The organism is uncultured Olegusella sp., assembly GCF_947253395.1.
In the GTDB taxonomy this organism is placed as follows: domain Bacteria; phylum Actinomycetota; class Coriobacteriia; order Coriobacteriales; family Atopobiaceae; genus Olegusella.
Map to the genome: position 1 here is coordinate 1 of NZ_CAMXYY010000012.1, position 19,003 is coordinate 19,003.

The following is a 19,003-nucleotide window of genomic DNA, read 5'->3' on the forward strand; positions in this document are numbered from 1 at the left end:
CAAGACTTTGCTCGCACTCTTGCCAGCTTATCCAGCTAGGTAGAAAGCACCCCTGTACCCATAGCTGAAAAAAGAGTAGCGCTACTACGGCAGACATCATCAAGATGCCAAAGACAGCTTTCCACCGCATATTCTTTTTTTGAAGCAGAGCCTTCCTAAAAGAAGGCTCTGCTTGTCTCAATGGCTGTCTGTGCACTAGTGTATCTCGCAACTAAAGCTTTTAGTCCATGCTGGCTTTTCGGGCATAGGAGTAGCATTTGCATCTAAAGACGCACCAATACCGAGCATGCTACGCCATTCAGAGTCGCTCAGACGAGAATCTATAGGTTGCTTGAATTGATAAAAGCTTGATACCACACCAACGGCTATATGGAGCTCACCATCAATAGGAAACACAACATATATCGTTGAAAGCATGCCGGTACCTACCTGCAAGACAGAACCATTTGGGTCAGTCGCTATATCGGTAACTATAGCAGCGGGACGCTCTTGAGCCTTAGTCCAAGACTGGTTGTCGGTATCTGCTGTCAAATCCCAAAGATGTTCAAGCTGGCCACCATAGCTACGAATAAGCTCATATTCCTCATCACTCAGCTTTTCATTGGCGAGTTCTTTTTTGGAGATGGTCTCAAGCTTGCTCGCCAGCTCGGCTAAAATTTTGAGTCCATCGGCATCTGTGCTGGACAACACGCCATAATGCGAAAGACCTTCCCTTGTTCCTTGGGTTAAACGAGCGAGCCGACCATAAAGTTCGGGTTCAGGTTCCACATAACCACGATCGTCAAGCTTCTCAAGAGGACCGCCGCCCATCTCGGCCATAGCCTGCTTTGAATACAAAACCGTATCGTGTTTGAGCTCGGTATAACTTGCCAGATAGGTCTGCAAGTTCTTGCGCTCCCACTCTTTGGACTGCATAAAAGCAGGATACCCTTCACCTTTCGTTGCGAGAAGTGGATTGAGGGTATAGAGCCACTGTGCATAAAGGCTACCCGTCCAAAGCGCGTCGGCGTTTTGAGCAATTTCCTTACGCAGACTCTCACGATTGTCACTATAGTTAGCAAAATCATCAGCGCCTGCTTCATGCAAAATCGCCTGAGCTTGCGTAGATCCCAAGACGGAAGGTACATCAAGGGCATTTGGAAGCATGCGCTTTTCTCCCGCAGAGTTTTCACCCACGCGGTCATACATCAGCTGACTAAAAATTCGTTCATCCAGTGAGAATCGCTGACCCATAAAGCGAAAACCAAGGGTTTCTGAACTGTGATCTGCCTTATCACCTCTATCAGCCACTACCACCGAATTGATTTTGGGAGCCTGCATGCGAGCTGTTGTTTTATGGAAAGTCTTCCACTTGTCCTCAGCATTGTTGAGGCTCTCTACGGTGGCATCATCACCATAGACTGCCTGGATAACAGGCCAGTACTCGTAATAGCCGTTATCATCACTGACACCTGCAAAAAAACTCGTGATGGTATAAATTGCTTCCCAACTAGACATTGCATCGCTATTAAGTGCCATCGTAATAAGCAAAGCACTGCGATCAAGCGCCTCTTCGCTCTGAGTGAAATTAACCTGCCCATACCACATCATCGTGCGGAAATACGCCTCGAGAGTCGTGTCGCCTTCGTAGTAACCGCGAGGTTTGAACTGACTGTAATCTAAATTCACTCCGTTTTTTGTACCTTCAGATAAAACATTCGAGCTGCCCGGGCCACTTGCTGCCATAATTTGCGCGACTTCACTGTCAACAGCAGATTCAACTGCCTCAGGGATAAGTGCATCAGAGCCGCATAGCTTGCAGGCAACTGAGAAAAATGCCACATTACGCCAAGCGGCATTTTGCCACTCTTCATCAGTCAGTTTGCTGAGCTGATCTTGACTCTCGTGAAGCATAGCTTCACTCATATCACGCAATTTTGTTGAAAGCTGCCCCCGCTCACAGGTTTTGAGCAGATAACTGAAGTAGAGATGATAACTATGCATCATGGAATCGGTTGTAACGAAGTTGGGAATCAGTGAATACCGATTCATCTCGTAAGTTTCAAAAAACTCATACCCAGCCGTATCTTCAGCAATCGCAAAGCCATTTTTTGCCAGCAAGGGTTTCACAGCGTCAGGCATCATAATATCGTTTGCATTTGTAACGTTTGAAAGACTATCTTTTACGCTATAGCTCTTAATATCGGGTTTAACACCTGCTGAAGTATCTGAACTCCCCTCTTTACGATACTTTGAAAGTGCAGGTGCTGCCTTTGCCGCAGCCTCCTTATCAAGAGGAGAAATGAGTGTAGGTCGCTGTAGACCCCTGATTTTCTTTCCTGATACGCTCACAGTCGCTGCAGGAGTAGCAGACGTAGCCGCAGGATTGGTCGTTTTTGGCAAAGCAAATTTCATTACCACGATGACAACAAGCAAAACGACTACAACACCAGCAACAGCAACAAGAATCCTAAGGGTTGTATTGCTTACTTTCTGCTGCTTTTTCTGAGTCGAAGAGGAAACTAAGGGTTTTCCACAATGAGGACAAAACCGCTCATCGCCTCCAACCTGCTTCCCACAGTGAGAGCAGAACATGTACTACCCCTTTCCCCGTTATGCCTGTAGAATTCAGATGTTAACTTACTTGCGGCATTTAAGCTTTTCTGCTGGCAGAAGGCTTATTGAAAGAGGTAAACGTGGATCAAGAAAAAAACGTTTTGGAGTGGGACGAGTATTTTATGGGTGTTGCAGCGCTATCAGCATTGAGATCAAAAGATCCTCATACGCGGGTCGGCGCCTGTATTGTAAGTAAAGATCGACGAATTTTGTCTATCGGCTATAATGGCACACCTCGCGGGATTGACGATTTAGTCTTTCCTTGGCGCCGCGATGGAGACTGGCTTGAGACAAAATATCCCTATGTTGTCCATGCTGAACGCAATGCAGTACTGAATTTTCGCGGTTCCATGCGTGAGCTCAAGGGTTCAACAATTTATGTGACACATTTCCCCTGCAATGAATGTTGTAAAGAGCTTGCTCAGGTAGGCGTTGCGGAAGTTGCCTATGCATATAATCCATATCCCGATTCTAGAGAAACTATCGCCGCAGGTAGAATCCTTGAATCGGCTCATATCCTTACCCGCACGGTAGCTATCCCGAAGGTGCAACTTTAATTTTATCTTTTGCACTTGCACGATAATTGGATGTGTGTATAATACTTTCTTGCTGATATTCCCCGGTGGCGCAGTGGTAGCGCAGCTGACTGTTAATCAGCGTGTCGCAGGTTCGAATCCTGCCCGGGGAGCCATTAAAACTCATGAGAACCCGTTCGATTAAATTCGCGCGGGTTCTTTTCTTTTAAAAAGTCTAGTTTAATTACAGATGTTACAAAGAGCAAATCAGCCTAGCAGAATTGCTAGGCTGACAGGGATGTTCTGGAAAAATAAAACTACTCTTCCATGAAGTCTTTGAGTTTGCTTGAGCGACTCGGATGACGAAGTTTTGCGAGAGTCTTTGACTCAATCTGGCGAATACGTTCACGTGTCACGCCAAATTCGCGACCAACTTCCTCGAGAGTGCGAGGGTGACCATCTTCTAGGCCAAAACGGAACTTAATAACTTTGCGCTCACGATCAGCAAGCCCATCAAGTACCTGTTCGAGCTGTTCACGAAGCATGGAATCAGACGCAGCCTCAGGAGGAGCAACAGCCGTAGAATCCTCAATGAAATCACCTAATTGAGAATCCTCTTCTTCACCAATAGGTGTTTCGAGAGAGACGGGCTCCTGGCTAATTTTTTGAATCTCACGCACCCGATCGGCAGACATGCCCATCTCGGCACCAACCTCCTCGGGGGTTGGATCGCGACCAAGCTCCTGCAAAAGCTGCCTCTGCACACGAACAAGTTTATTGATAGTCTCAACCATATGAACGGGAATACGGATGGTGCGCGCCTGATCGGCAATGGCGCGGGTAATTGCTTGACGAATCCACCAAGTAGCATAGGTGGAGAACTTAAAGCCCTTGGTGTAGTCAAACTTCTCAACCGCACGAATCAAACCAAGGTTGCCTTCCTGAATCAAATCCAAAAAGAGCATGCCACGGCCAACATAACGCTTGGCAATAGAGACCGTTAAGCGAAGATTTGCAGAAATCAGCTGCTGTTTTGCATCAAGACCTACCTGCTCAATGCGGGTCAAACGACGCAGCTCGGTACGCGTGAGTTCAGCATCGCCGCGCTCCGCGGCCTCAAGACGCTCCGCAGCATCATTGCCTGCCTGAATTTTCATGGCAAGGTGTACCTCTTCGGAGGCAGTAAGCAAATCAACCTTACCAATTTCCTTAAGATACATGCGCACAGGATCGCCCGTTAGCATTACCGTGGAACCATCCTGACGGCGGGAACGAGCACGGCTAGAGCGTTTACGAGTGTGGTTTTTAGGGGTAGAGCGAAGAACCTCATTAGCTACGCGAGCTTCTGCACGAGCCTCACGCTCTTCTTTTTCTTCCTCGTCAAGACCCTCTTCATCCTCATCATCTTCTTCGACGGTATCATCGATATCGTCTTCGACATCGGGCTCAAGTGCAACAGCAGTCACATCAGGAATATCTCCCGAACCAGAAATCGTGACACCTTTTGCACGTACGGCATCATAGACATCAGTCAGCTCATCATCATCAACATCGACATCCACAAGAGCTACTTGGATATCATCTTCGCTAATGGCACCCGTCTTGCCTGCTTTCTTAACAAGCTTCGTCACTACAGAAGCAAGCTCAGGAGTAAGTTCTGCGGTCTGAGCATCAGTCTTTTTCGTCGCCACATGTGTCCTTTCAACGCCATGAACCTACAGGATAATACCCGTTTTTGAAAGTCTTATACCTCTGTAGGAATAATTTGATTAAGTTCGTGTTCTCGTTTACGCAATTCCACCGCACGACCCAGTAATTCAGCTAAGTTTTTGTCCTCACGACTCGTAAGCTGAGTCTGAATTGCCTTGATCTCACGGCGCGTGGAATACAGTTCAAGCACATCAGCCAAAAAAGCTGCCTTATGATCTGCATCCATACCCTGTGCCAGTGCCAAACCACCACCAGCAAGGATCTGCGGAGCCTCAGGAACTACTACAGAAGCTGCATGCACTAACTCGACAGGAGGGGTACCCACAGCTGTTGCCAACATCGCCCAAGCCATCGTCTCATGGCGAGAATCCGCCCAGAGCACCGATCCCAATCGCTCGGCATAAGGACGCACTGCTTCAGGAGAATTTGCCATTAACGCTAATAGTTCACGTTCGGCTGACAGCTGACCTCGCGCATCATGCGAAAGGAGTTTGTCAACACTTTGATACGTAGGTGCCACTGCAACAGATGACTCTCGCACAGGAGCAACAGATTCATGCGCTGTTTGGTACGCCTCATATTCTTGGCGAAGCTTTGCTTCATGCGCAGCACTGTTGCGCGCTTTTTCGCGTATAACCTGCTTGGTAGCATCTACATCCATATCCAGCTGATGAGCTAAATTGGTTGCATAGCCATCAAAGCTCACAGAATCCTTAAGAGGTGCAAGCATCTGAGCAGCAGCATCTAAAGCTTGTGCTCGTTGTCCAGGAATGCCCAAATCAAAGCCCGCAAGCTTCTTTTCAAGCACAAATTCAACCAAAGGTCGTGCAGCATCAAGCTGCGCCTGGAGCTCCGAAGGCTCATGTAGAGAAAGAAATTCCATCGGATCGAGATTGTTTGGAAGCACCACACAAAGCATCTCTGCATCTGTCTTATCCACATACTGAACAGAGAGCTCTGCTGCCTTTTGACCTGCCGCATCGCCATCGAACATACAGATAATACGCTGTGCCCTAAAACGCGAAAGCATCTTTATATGGTCAAGCGAAAGTGCAGTCCCCAACGCTGCTACTGCATTGGAAAAACCATGTTCATGTAAGGAAATGACGTCAGTATAACCCTCAACTACAAGCGCGGTACCTGTAGCAGTAATCTGTGTCTTTGCATGATCTAGCCCAAAAAGATGCTTTGATTTGTGAAAGACAGGAGTTTCTTTGGTATTAAGATATTTTGGCTTAGCATCACCCAAAACACGTCCGCCAAAGCCAATAGAGCGACCTTGCTCATCATGAATGGGAAACATCACGCGCTCATAAAAACGATCTTGCGTACGACCATTGCGGTCGACTACCAAGTCTGCCGCTAAAAGTTCATTTCGAGAAAAGCCCTTTTGAGTCAGCGTTGATGTCAAGCTACCATGACCAGGAGCAAAACCAAGACCCCAGCGACGGCATACGACAGAACCAAAACCACGACTCGCAAGATATTTTCGTGCAGACGCGGGGCCTGTTCCCCTGCCACGCATCAACATAGTCAAGTAATATTTTTCGGCTTCACCGAGAGCCTGCTGAAGCCTATTGCGCTTTGGTCCTCGCTGCGCTCCACGTTCCTCAACAAGCTCTATCCCAGCACGATCTGCCAAAAAACGAATTGCATCGGGAAACTCCAGATGTTCACGTTCCATAACGTAGTTAAAAACATCACCACCACGTTGGCAACCAAAACATTTCCACAGCCCCGTTGCTGGGTCAATATGAAAAGAAGGGCTCTTCTCATGGTGAAAAGGACAACAACCCCAGAGGTCTTTGCCACGGCGATGCAACTCGACGGTCTCAGACACCAAGCCAACAAAGTCAGTGGCCTGACGCACACGCTCCTTATCTTCATTGCTAATCATGTCGCCCTCCCCTCCACAGTTTGCGATCAAGCACCTTAAGGCTATAGATACCCTCGCGCACAAGCTCAATACGCCGAGCACCCAAGTGATTTTTAACCCAGTCAATATTGTCCAACACAGTTTGCTCAAGCTCATCAAGGGAATCAAACTTACGCGAAGATCGTAGCCAAGAAGCAAAACTTACCGCTAGGTCCACTCCATACAGATTACCCGTAAAGCCAATAAGGTTGGCTTCCAAAAATGAGGGAGTTTCTTTATCGTTAAAGCTGGGTGGTAAGCCCACATTAATAGCGGCTGGCCAAGCAGAACGACCCATTACAACCCAACCCGCATAGACACCCTGTGCAGGCACGCAATCCATACAATCTAACTGAACGTTTGCGGTAGGAAAACCAAAAGAATTACCTTCCCCGCGCCCATGTTGCACGACTCCGCGTACAAAGTGTTGACGACCTAAGAGATCGCCAGCTTGTTCAACTTGTCCTTGACGCAGCAGCTCGCGAATATGCGTCGCTGACACCACACTATCTGCGATCCGCATTAATTCATGAGCAAAAAGCTCAAATCCAAGCTCAGGGGCAAGTAGTTTAAGCTCAGGAATGCCACCCTGTCCTCCCCGACCAAAACGGAAATTTTGACCTACATGAAGACTGTGGGGACGCAGATACGCCCAGAGTGTACAAGATAGAAAGTCTTCCCAGCTGGTAGCTGCGAGCTCAAAAGTAAAGTCCAAGCACAAAATACCATCAACGCCACAAGACGCAAGCAAAGCAAGACGATCTTCTTGACGAAGAAGATGGCTCAAGGGCTGAGGTTCAAAAATGACATCAGCAGGATCAGGACAAAAGCTCACCACAATACAAGGCAGCTTGCGTCGATGGGCATCTTGACAGGCAGCTCTAATTAAACTCTGATGCCCACGATGCACTCCATCAAAGACACCCAGTACACAGACAGCTTCAATCTCTGGCTTATAGTTCAGCTCTGAGTGCAGATACAAACAAGCCTTTGCAAAGTCGTAACGCCTCATGCCTTCTAGCGCAATCTGGGGACTTTGCTCGCTCATGCACGTACCCCTGTCACACCCTGAGGAAAATTGGTATCACAAAGCAAATAAGCGCCACGACACTCCCAGACACCATATAACTTGTTTTTCCATACCAGAGAAACGCGTTCGGAAAACCGTGGTGCACGCAAACCATTTTGTGCTGCGCCCTCACCAAGATCAAGCACAAGGCCTGCAGGAATTTTTCTACCACAGACGACATCTTCAAGCTCAGTGTGCTCAAGAAGACGCACAGGCAACCCAAGCGTACGCGCAGGATCAAGCTCTTTTGTGGGTAAAAGTTTTTTGCCCTGACAAGACAGCTCGTCCAAAGATATGCAGTCTTTAAGGGAAATAGGCCCCGATGCCGTGCGTATCAATCCACTGAGATGAGCCGCACTATCCAAGCTTCGTCCTAAATCACGAGCGAGGGCACGAATATAACTACCCTTTGAAACACGGAGGCGACAGCGCCAGGCAGGTTGGTTATCCTCGTTTTCAATCGATAACAGCTCTGCTTCATAAATATGAATATGCCGAGGAGCAAGTTCAACTTTTTCGCCTGCACGCGCACGCGCATAGGCACGTTTGCCATCAAGCGAAATAGCAGAATAAGCAGGTGGCACCTGCAGGCAATCTCCCACCAAATCTGAAAGAGTTTGGCGAGCAAAGCCAGCATCAAAAAGGCGCGCATCGGGCTCGACACGACGTGTCATTTCGCCTTCTGAATCATCGGTTTTAGTCTCATAACCAAAACTAATACGAGCCTCATAGCATTTTTCATCGAGCGTCAGTAGACCCATCAACCTCGTTGCCTGACCTATTCCCAACACAAGCACACCGCTGGCAAGCGGGTCAAGTGTGCCCGCATGCCCTACCCGTGTCTCGCCTAAGACCCGGCGGACACGAGAAACCACATCATGACTCGACAAACCAAGAGGTTTATCTATGGCAACAAGACAACAAAGTCCACTCGACTTTCGTCTCAAAGTAGCGCACCCCCATCTCCCGCTATGTTGATGCGGGGAAATGAAGTGGTACCTCCATTGGCAACATCATCGGGAAAAAGTGCGCGCAGGCGCGGCAGGGCGAGGGAAAGCACCTCGTCAATATCGCCATCATAAGAAAAGCCTGAAGCAGCAGCATGACCGCCGCCACCAAAAAAGCGAGCAACCCCTGAAATATCAAGATCGGTTTTGGAGCGTAGATTGCCACGTACTTGACCGCCAGGCACTTCTTTGAGAAAAAGTGCTACTTCCGAACCAGAAACTGAACGCACAACATCTACAAGCCCATCAGCCTCATCAAGATTGGCACCTGTACGCTCTAGATCGGCTTTCGTGGCATAGCTATAGGCAATGCGACCATGCGCAAAAGTCACAATACGCGACATTACTGCTGCTTTAAGATGCAAAAACTCAAGACGGAAATTTTGATAGACATTGAGTGACACTTCAGAAGGAGATGCACCTGCATCCACCAAAAGGGCCGTCGCAGCAAGCGCTTCCGAATTGGTATTTTGATACTGAAAACGTCCCGTATCGGTAATGATGGCGCAGAGCAAACAAAGGCCAATCTCAGCATCAATCGGCATTCCTAAATAGAGTGCATACTCCAAAATAAGTACCGCAGCAGCTGCGGCATCACTACGAATGAGCGATACCTCACCAAAAGGATCACGACAGGGATGATGATCGATAACGGCACTGTGTCGTGAGCGCTTAAGTACGGCCTCACCATCATTCATACGTGATGCAACTGAGAGATCTACCGAGATAAAGAGATCGGGAGTTCCCTGATAGTCGGCTGCGCACACCAAACTCTTACTACCTGGTAAAAACTCATAGATGCGAGGTATGGGCTGGGGATCAGCAAGCAGTCCGGTAATTTTCTTGGAGGGCCACCGCCACTGGAGGAGCTTGAGCAGACCCAAGGTCGATCCCAGCGCATCACCATCGGGATTGGTATGTGCACAAATAACAATCTCTTGAGCTTCTTCAATAAGTTGAGTGAGCTGTCCAAACAGAGCAGTCTGCTTGGGGCTCACCTCTAGAGAATGAGCAATATCCATTGCGAAAACTAGGCCTCCTCAGCCGAGTGATCGACGGGATAACCCTCGTCGTCTTTCTCAATTTCCATGGTAGGAGGAATATCTTGGAGTGCACGCTCGATGCGTTCTGCTTCATCAACAGTCGTATCAATTTGCCAAATAATCTCTGGTGTCACACGCCAACCAAGACCGCGTCCTAAAAGCGAACGTACTCGACCACGAGCGCGGGCAAGCGCAGCAGAAACTTCTTCATAGCGCTCGGACTCGCAGCTAATATAGGCGCGAAGCACAGACTTATCAACAGACACCTCAACACCAGTAAGCGTTACGAGCGTAAGGGCGGGATCAGAAATTTCAAAGAGCAGAATTTGAGCGAGCTTTTCGCGAGCTTGGGCATTAATCCTGCGAGAATTATGATTTTGTTTCATTGTTCTCATCTCCGTAGTGTGGCAGGAGAGCTCCTCCCCTGCCGCGACTAGGGTTTACAAACTATTACTCAGTACGGGCAACCTGCTCGATGCGATAGCACTCAATAATATCGCCTACATGAATATCCTGGTAGCCATCAAGACCGATGCCACATTCATAACCTGCCTTGACCGATTTGACATCATCTTTAAAGCGACGCAGGGATGCAAGCGAGCCTTCCCAAACCACAACACTATCGCGTACAAGACGGGCAGAGTCATCGCTTGAAATCTCGCCTTCCTCAACCATGCAGCCAGCAGCAATACCAACCTTGGGTACCTTAAAGGTGCTACGAACCTCAGCGGTGCCTGTTTGGACTTCCTGCTCGGTAGGCTTGAGCATGCCAATACGGGCAGCATCTATCTCTTCGATTGCCTTGTAGATGACACTGTACGTACGAATTTCAACGCCTGCCTGCTCGGCCGCACTACGCGCCTTTGCCTCGGGTCTCACACCAAAGCCAATGATGATCGCGTTGGAAGCATCTGCGAGCGTAACGTCAGTCTCATTGATGGCACCAACTGCCGAGTGAATCGTATTGATACGAACCTCGCTTTGGTCCATCTTGTCCAGAGAGTCTTGAAGGGCCTCGATAGAACCTTGCACATCAGCCTTGATGATGAGGTTGAGCTCCTTGACCTCGGCATCTGCCATCGTATCAAAGAGGTTTTCAAGGGTAACATGCTTGACCTTGTTTTGTTCTTCGATACGAGCTTTAAGAGCACGTTCATCAGCAAGCGTGCGCGCATCGCGATCATCCGTAAAGACACGGAACTCATCGCCTGCCATAGGCACGCTTTGCAGACCCAAAATCTCTACAGGATCGGAAGGTCCTGCTTGCCTGACGCTCTTGCCCTTGGGGTTGAGCATGGCACGAACACGACCATACGCAGTGCCTGCAACTAACGCATCACCCACGCGTAAGGTACCGCGGTTAACCAACACTGTTGCAACAGATCCACGACCACGGTCAAGTTTTGCCTCAAGAACGTAACCAGATGCAAAGGTATCAGGATTGGCCTTAAGCTCCAACACATCAGCTTCAAGCAATACGGACTCAAGCAGATTGTCGATACCTTGATTCTTCTTTGCAGAAATATCGCAGAAGATAGTCTGGCCACCCCACTCCTCAGGAATCAAACCGTACTCAGTCAGTTCCTGGCGAACACGCTGGGGATCGGCACCGGGCTTATCGACCTTATTGACAGCAACAACGATAGGCACAGCTGCAGCCTTTGCATGATTTATGGACTCAATGGTCTGAGGCATGACACCATCATCAGCAGCAACAATCAAAATAACCACGTCGGTAACTTTTGCGCCACGAGCACGCATGGCAGTAAAAGTCGCATGACCAGGAGTGTCGATAAAAGTAATCACACGGCCGTTGATGCGGACTTGTGATGCACCAATAGCCTGGGTAATACCGCCAGCTTCGCCCTCGGCAACACCGGTATGGCGAATAGCATCAAGCAGGCTAGTCTTACCATGGTCGACGTGTCCCATAACGGTAACAACGGGTGAGCGTGGTTTGAGCGAGGCAGGATCATCATAGAAGGTGAAACTGTTTTCTTCTTCCTTAGTCATGATCTTAATGTCAGCACCAAGATCCTCAGCAACAAGCTCAATAAGCTCATCAGACATTGACTGAGTCATCGTTAAAGCAGTACCAAGCAAGAAGAGGCGCTTAATAATCTCGTTGGGTTCAACACCGATGAGTTCAGCAAGCTGTGCCACCGTTGCACCCTGAGGTACAGAGATGGTATCCAGCTGGGAGAGGTCTTGATCATTGAGACGCGCCTCTTCAATGCGGTGCTCGCGCTCGGCTTCAGCCTGCTGCTGACGACGACGCTCCTTACGGCGCTTACGACGGCCTTGTGACTCTTCAGCTGCCTCAGCTACTGCTTGACGAGCCTGCGCAAGCACATGCTCACGGTTGTACTCTTCGGCCTGACGAGCCATACGGCTATAGCGGTCATCGGAGTCGTTTTCAACGTTATTGCGCTTGTTTTTGCGACCCCTGCCGCGACCAGAGCTCTTGGGCTTCTCATCATCGTCTCTATCGATATTAGCTCGACGATCTTGTTGAGGAGCAGCAGAGCGCCTCGAGCGTCCACCATCACGGGCGGCACGCGCCTCTTCCTTGCGCTGAGCCGCTTGCTCGGCTTGCTGGGCAAGAACCTCCTCTTGCTGGGCAATCTGATCGAGCAAACTACTAAAAGTCGGCAGAGATTTGGGGGCCGTATCCTTGGGACGAGCAGCCTCCTCTTCCGCCTTGCGACGTGCTTCTTCAGCAGCTTTTTCTTCTTCTGCCTTCTTGCGGGCAGCTTCTGCTGCAGCGCGGCGCTCTTCTTCCTCACGACGCTCGCGTTCGCGACGCTCCTCAGCAGCAATACGCTCGGCCTCTGCCTTGGCAGCAGCCTCTGCTTCTGCTGCCGCCTTTGCCTCAGCTTCAGCCTTCTTTTGAGCTTCAATCTCTGCAGCACGAGCCTCTAGGATGGGCTTGAGCTTTTTGCGCACCATCGATACGTAGGCGTCTTCCAGCGTAGAAGACGGAGATTTTGCAGGGATGAGCATATCTTTTAAGTGACCGAGCATTTCTTTGCTGGTCATGCCATATTCCTTGGCAAGATCATGTACGCGCGTTTTTGCCATGTGCACTACCTTCCAGTGAAAGTTGCGGACCTATCAAAAAGTCACCAACTTAAATCAAAGAATCAGGGTCATCGGAAACGGGGGCATCCATAATTTCTGCAAGGCTTTCGTGGATACCGCAGTAACGTGCGCCGGGACGTGCCATGTTGCGACACTGAATACCGGTAGGACCTACATATTCGCAACGATGTGCACCGTCTTCCACCTCTTCGTCAACCAACTCGTCACGGACAGGCAGAGACTCAACTACCTGAGCTGCCAAAGATTCGTTCTTAATATCGATATGGTAACCCGTCAGACGTGCAGCAAGACGAGCATTCTGGCCCTCCTTGCCAATAGCCAAAGAAAGCTGGTCATCAGGGACAATAACGGTAGCGTAGTTACTTGCATTATCGTGGTCAATAATCACACGGCTCACACGTGCAGGAGAAAGCGCTGCAGCAATACAGCGAGCAGGATCATCAGACCAAGCAACAACATCAACACGCTCACCGCTCAGCTCGGAGACAACGGTACGCACGCGACTACCCTTAGGACCAACACAAGCGCCAACAGGATCAAGGCGATCGTCTACGGAAGAAACAGCAACTTTGGACCTCACGCCAGGATCACGAGCAATAGAGCGAACCTCAACAATTCCATCGTAAACCTCAGGAACTTCAATCTCAAAGAGACGCTTGATGAGGTCAGGATGAGTGCGAGAAATCACGATACTAGGCCGCGAACGCTCGCCACGCACGGGAGGCTCGCTCGAATTGGGATCACGCACATCAACAATGATTGCCTTAAGACGCTTATTGTGCATATAGCGCTCACCAGCAGGACGCTCATTGCGCTCGTCAGGATGCGTACGCAAATCAAAGTGGGGTAGCTCGGCCTCAACACCCTCACGAATCTTTACGATAGTAAAGTCGGGCGTGGTTTGAAGGACGGTACCTGTGATGATATCGCCGATACGATCCGAAAACTCTTCGTAAATCTGCTCGCGGGCAGCATTGCGCACCATAGCATTGATCTCAGCTTTGGCATGTTGAGCCGCAATACGGCTCGTGTCTTTGGGGGTCACATCTTCTTCGTCAAATTCAGTGTATTCGCCAGTTTCGGAATCGGGCTCACCCTTTGGAATAAGCTTATAGACATAAACCTTGCCCGTCTGAGGGTCAATCGTAACGCGTGCACCATAATCAAGGTGTAGCACGTTGGCATAGCTTTCTGCCAGCGACTTCTCAAGCCTACCAATAAGATACAGTTGGTCGATATGACGCTCTTCACAAAGCGCCATAAGCGCTTCCATCATCTCAGATGCCATCTATGTGTCTCCCTTTTCCCAAGGACGCCGTGCGCCCGTTTCCATTTTTTATCAATCACCGTAAATAGTATTCGTATCTTCTACTTCTTCTTGCCTTTAGCTGCATCATAATCAGGCTTGATATGAGCAGATTTAATATCTGCAAATGCGATACGTTGCTCACCTTCGTCCGAGACGATAACGACTTCATCGCCATCCATCCCTAAAAGTTTGCCACTAAAGCGGCGTCTGCCCTCAGTAGCAGTGGTTGTCACTTGCACATTCTCAGCTGCAAAGCGCTCAAAGTCATGAGCACGACGCAGGGGACGAGCCATACCAGGAGAAGAAACCTCAAGGGTATAACTTGAAGACAGAGGATCTAAGTCATCGAGCGCCTCTCCAACCCATGCGCTCTGCTTGGCTACCTCATCAAGAGTTATGGTAGGAGCAGCCTCATCAACATGATCTATACGCACACGCACAACAGGAGCTGCCTTAGCACCACTAATCTCGACATCAACAATATCAATGTCATGGCTCGGCGCTAACGCCTCGAGGGCATCAAGAATCTGTTGCCTCATATCCTGAACGGCCACGAAAGACTCCCCTCCTTCAAACAAAAGGAAGCGGGGCAAAAAATCTACCCCACTTCCTTCTACCGTGCAACTTTAAGTTTTTTCATTAAAACACAAACGAACACGCAGGTCAAACCTTATAGACAATATACACAAGCTACCAATGCACCACGACAGGATCCCCAATCACCACCAGGCTATAGAGAGCTTCTGCCTTAACTGGTGGCAAATTGAGACAACCATGGCTGCCAGCATACTGATATATATCTCCACCAAAATATGCACGCCAAGGCGCATCATGCAAACCATACCCACCCGAACGGAAGGGCATCCAATAACTTACAAACGTTTTGTAATCGGGTTTGCCATCTTTATCTTCATCATTACCAATCAGGGTCTGATTGCGTTGCTTTGCCTGTATGGCAAATTCACCTGTAGGCGTACCATGGCTAGTTGCAAGGTCACCAGAAACAAGGTAGGTCTCCCATATAACCTTGCCCGAGGCGTTGTAGAAGCGCGCATACTGGGTCGAAAGATTGATATCGAGATGACGGCCACGCTTTGAGGCACCAGGGGTTACTGCAGGCTTGGTTGCGATGGTTGTCGTAGGCACCTCAATATTTGTTGTCTTACCCGTATCAAAAGCAGCAACAATCGCATCTACCAGGGCCTTTTGATCAAGCGCATACACACCTTCATCATCTTCAAAAGACGCTTCATCACCAATGTTTTCGACATTCCACTTGTCAATCGCAGCACGGTCATAGTTGATTTTGTTGTTGCTATCGATAGAAATCCAACTTGCAAGCTGCTTTTTTTCAATTGTAGCAAGTGTTTCATCGCCCTTTACAAGCGGGAAACTTTGCTCCAAAAGCTTATTGGCAACAGCACAGGAGGCAAGCAATTCTTTGTTATCAGAGCTAATGGAAGGTGCGAGCAGCTCGTCGTTTCCTAGCTCAAGCTCAGATGGCAATGAGCGAAGAGCAACGGTAATACGCTCATAGGACTTTGTACTATCAAGAGCGGTACCTTTAGAGTCAGCAGACACCACAAAAGCATGCTTGTCCATGTCAAAGCTTGCCGACGCATTGGTGGGTGGTTCCGCCTTTTTATTGAAGCTCTCAATGGCAGAACTAACGCGCGCCTTGAGCGCTTCTTCGTCATAACTTATAGAGTCATCAGTCACGATTGCCTGAGGATGCAACAGGTTAAGCGGCCAGGTATAAGCTGTGTGTTGGGAAAAGGCTACCTTAGATACCCTGATGCCATCAGCTGCAAGTTTAATATCTGCACCTGATAGTTCGAGCAAAAAACCACCTTTGCTCTGTACCTTACAAGACCAATTCTTTGCTTCATTTTCGACTTGGGTAGCAAAATCACTTGTACTCAACAACGACACATCTCGACCATTGACTGTGGTCCCTGGTACAAAATGAGTAGTGAAATAAAAACATGCGACAACATAACAAATGAGTAGTACGACAACAATGCTACTGAGACCCACTATAAGGCCATGGCTGTGCTTCGTTTGAGGCTGCAGTTGTACATCTTCAGTTTGCACGAGGCCCTACTTCCTTCTTTTATATCTCAGCTTTCCTGCACTGCCGTGAGCTGCAGGAAAGCCAAGTTGGCCGCAACTTGCTTATGAAGCGACGATATTTACAAGACGCCCTGGAACAACAATAAGCTTGCGTATCTGCTTGTCCGCAAGCTGCTCGGCAAGAGCTTGCTTTGCAGCTGCTTCCATATCCTCACGGCTTGCATTGGTAGCCACCAAAATATGTCCGCGCACTTTGCCCATAATTTGAACGGCAATCTCTACGGTATCGCTCACCGCCAAAGCCTCATCAAACTCAGGCCAAGGTTCATGGTAGGCAGACCCCTCAAGTCCTAAAGCCTCGTGATACAGCTCTTCTGCCCAATGCGGAGCAATAGGTGCCATCATGGCCACTATATCATGAGCTACACGTTGACAGAGCTCTAGGTTTCGAGCAGCTTCGGGTTCATCAAGAAGATACTTACTTGCAGCGTTTACCAGCTCCATGATTGAAGATATTGCTGTATTGAACTGCTGGCGATCAAAGTCTGCGGTACACCTCAGACCCAAACGATGAAGTTCGTGCATAAGCGTTTTTGCGTTGCTGCTAAGCTCACCAGTCGTGCCTGCGGTCTTGTCAGAAAGCTGCCAGACAATGCGCCATGCACGCTTGAGGAAGCGATTGGCACCCTCAACTGCCTTTGGATCCCAGTCAAAATCCTTTTCGGGAGGAGCAATAAAAAGAATAGCGAGGCGCATGGTATCAGCACCATAGGGCTCAATAACTGAACTGGGGGGCACCACATTGCCTTTGGATTTGCTCATCACATCGCCCTGCTCGTCTTTGACCATACCTTGGCAAAGTAGGTTAGCAAAAGGCTCGTCGACATCAATCATGTCCAAATCACGAAGGACCTTGGTCCAAAAACGCGAGTACAGCAAGTGCAAAATTGCATGTTCGATACCGCCAATGTAGTTATCAACGGGCATCCAACGGTCAACGCTTTTTTTGGAGAAGGGCAGCGTATCGTTATGAGGATCACAATAGCGCAGATAGTACCAACTCGAACAAGTAAAGGTGTCCATAGTGTCGGTAATACGACGAGCAGGACGTCCACACTGAGGACAGGTGGTCTCATAGAAGGGTGCATATTCAGCAAGTGTCTGACCAGCACCAAGATCCAAATCTTCAGGAAGCATCACAGGCAAATCTTCCTCAGGCACCGCTACATCACCGCAGCAGTCACAGTGAATCATGGGAATAGGATTGCCCCAATAACGCTGACGACTAATAAGCCAGTCACGTAGGCGGAACTGAACCGTCTCGCGTCCGACACCATGCTCAGAAAGCCAGGACACGATAGCATCTACTGCCTCAGAGTGCTTACCACCCAAAAGACCAGTAAACTCACCAGACTGTACAAGGTAACCCTCGGCATCCATTGCATGATCCCAATTCACGGAGCGCATACGCAGCTCACGTTCATCTTTGAGTTCTTCATACAGAGGATCATCTTTGGTGCAAATGATAGGTGCAATTTCTAGACCATACTTTTTGGCAAAGTCAAAGTCACGCTGATCGCCACAAGGAACACCCATGACAGCGCCTGTACCATAATCCATCAAAACATAGTCAGCAACCCAAATAGGCACCAAGCGACCATTGATAGGATTGATGGCATAGCGGCCCGTAAATACGCCATTTTTCTCTCGCGCAGAACCCTGGCGATCAACGCTCGAAACCTTTTCAGTAGCAGCTTTGAGCTCAAGGAAGGCTTCTTCATACGCGCCGCCTTCGACAAGTTCGGCTGCAACTTTTGACTCGGGGGGCAGCACCAGGAAAGACACACCAAAGAGCGTGTCAGCACGCGTAGTAAAGCAGGTCAGTTTGTGACCCGTAGGCGTGCTACCATCGGCATCTAGCAACTCAAAGTCAATTTCTGCACCTTCAGAACGACCAATCCAATTTTTCTGCTGAGCGCGCACATTGTCAGGCCAGCCCTCAAGCTTATCAATATCATCAAGAAGCTCTTGGGCATAGTCGGTAATCTTGAGATACCACTGAGAGAGTTCGCGCTTTTCGGGCACACTACCACAACGCCAGCAACGACCATCCACAACCTGCTCGTTTGCCAAAACGGTCTGGCAATGAGGACACCAGTTGACCGGAGAGGTAGCGCGATAAGCCAAACCCTTTTCCCACATCTTGATAAACATCCACTGACCCCAGCGATAATACTCTGGGTCGCAGGTGTTAAACATGCGATCATAGTCATAAGCAAAACCCATGCGCTTCATGGTTTTGACTGCTTGAGTGATATTTTGGTGGGTCCACTGAGCAGCCTGAGTATGATGCTTGATAGCTGCATTTTCTGCCGGCAAACCAAAGGCATCAAAACCCATGGGATGCAACACGTCATAACCCCTCATGCGCGCTTGACGAGCCAAGGCATCACCAATGGTGTAATTGCGCGCATGACCCATATGCAAATCACCCGAAGGATAGGGAAACATCTCGAGTACATATTTTTTGGGTTTAGCGGGGTCCTCATCAGTCCTATAAAGACGAGTTTCTTCCCAAAGCTTTTGCCATTTTTCTTCTATTGCCTGAGCTTCATAGACAGGAATTGTACCTGCATTGTTCTCTTCAGCCATGTATATCCTCTCA

Annotated in this window: 13 protein-coding genes and 1 tRNA gene; 2 read left to right on the forward strand and 12 right to left on the reverse strand. The window is 49.0% G+C overall.

Features of this window, described 5'->3' with window-relative positions:
* Positions 1–195: 195 nt before the first annotated feature.
* On the reverse strand, positions 196–2,574 hold the full coding sequence (locus tag Q0X25_RS02215; RefSeq protein WP_298578784.1) for a DUF2116 family Zn-ribbon domain-containing protein: 2,379 nt from the start codon (positions 2,572–2,574) through the stop codon (positions 196–198).
* Positions 2,575–2,675: 101 nt separating this feature from the next.
* Between Q0X25_RS02215 and Q0X25_RS02220 the strand changes: the two genes are divergently transcribed.
* On the forward strand, positions 2,676–3,152 hold the full coding sequence (locus Q0X25_RS02220) for a dCMP deaminase family protein (RefSeq protein WP_298578785.1): 477 nt from the start codon (positions 2,676–2,678) through the stop codon (positions 3,150–3,152).
* Positions 3,153–3,211: 59 nt separating this feature from the next.
* Positions 3,212–3,286 (forward strand) — tRNA-Asn (locus Q0X25_RS02225).
* A gap of 141 nt (positions 3,287–3,427) precedes the next feature.
* On the opposite strand, the gene rpoD is transcribed toward Q0X25_RS02225, so the two are convergent.
* From rpoD to leuS, 11 genes are all read right to left on the reverse strand, one after another.
* A complete protein-coding gene (gene rpoD / locus Q0X25_RS02230) occupies positions 3,428–4,801 on the reverse strand; it encodes an RNA polymerase sigma factor RpoD (RefSeq protein WP_298578786.1) in 1,374 nt (457 codons plus the stop codon).
* A gap of 53 nt (positions 4,802–4,854) precedes the next feature.
* Positions 4,855–6,717: a DNA primase gene (gene dnaG, locus Q0X25_RS02235; RefSeq protein WP_298578787.1), complete on the reverse strand. Its 1,863-nt coding sequence runs from the start codon at positions 6,715–6,717 to the stop codon at positions 4,855–4,857.
* On the reverse strand, positions 6,710–7,783 hold the full coding sequence (gene ribF / locus Q0X25_RS02240) for a riboflavin biosynthesis protein RibF (RefSeq protein WP_298578788.1): 1,074 nt from the start codon (positions 7,781–7,783) through the stop codon (positions 6,710–6,712). The genes dnaG and ribF overlap by 8 nt, the downstream gene beginning before the upstream one ends.
* Entirely contained in the window at positions 7,780–8,751 is a 972-nt protein-coding gene (truB, locus tag Q0X25_RS02245) for a tRNA pseudouridine(55) synthase TruB (protein WP_298578789.1), read from the reverse strand. The genes ribF and truB overlap by 4 nt, the downstream gene beginning before the upstream one ends.
* Positions 8,748–9,833, reverse strand: coding sequence for a bifunctional oligoribonuclease/PAP phosphatase NrnA (locus Q0X25_RS02250; RefSeq protein WP_298578790.1), 1,086 nt, complete (start codon positions 9,831–9,833; stop codon positions 8,748–8,750). The genes truB and Q0X25_RS02250 overlap by 4 nt, the downstream gene beginning before the upstream one ends.
* A gap of 8 nt (positions 9,834–9,841) precedes the next feature.
* Complete coding sequence (gene rbfA, locus Q0X25_RS02255; protein ID WP_298578791.1) at positions 9,842–10,240, reverse strand: 30S ribosome-binding factor RbfA; 399 nt, start codon at positions 10,238–10,240, stop codon at positions 9,842–9,844.
* A 64-nt stretch (positions 10,241–10,304) separates the two neighbouring features.
* Positions 10,305–12,935, reverse strand: a complete 2,631-nt coding sequence (infB, locus tag Q0X25_RS02260) for a translation initiation factor IF-2 (RefSeq protein WP_298578793.1) — start codon at positions 12,933–12,935, stop codon at positions 10,305–10,307.
* A 49-nt stretch (positions 12,936–12,984) separates the two neighbouring features.
* On the reverse strand, positions 12,985–14,244 hold the full coding sequence (gene nusA, locus Q0X25_RS02265) for a transcription termination factor NusA (protein WP_298578794.1): 1,260 nt from the start codon (positions 14,242–14,244) through the stop codon (positions 12,985–12,987).
* A gap of 80 nt (positions 14,245–14,324) precedes the next feature.
* Positions 14,325–14,819 (reverse strand): ribosome maturation factor RimP, encoded by a 495-nt coding sequence (gene rimP, locus Q0X25_RS02270; protein WP_298578795.1) that lies wholly within the window; start codon positions 14,817–14,819, stop codon positions 14,325–14,327.
* 136 nt (positions 14,820–14,955) lie between these two features.
* Complete coding sequence (locus Q0X25_RS02275) at positions 14,956–16,359, reverse strand: L,D-transpeptidase family protein (protein WP_298578796.1); 1,404 nt, start codon at positions 16,357–16,359, stop codon at positions 14,956–14,958.
* Positions 16,360–16,440: 81 nt separating this feature from the next.
* Positions 16,441–18,990, reverse strand: a complete 2,550-nt coding sequence (gene leuS, locus Q0X25_RS02280) for a leucine--tRNA ligase (RefSeq protein WP_298578797.1) — start codon at positions 18,988–18,990, stop codon at positions 16,441–16,443.
* Positions 18,991–19,003 lie beyond the last annotated feature (13 nt).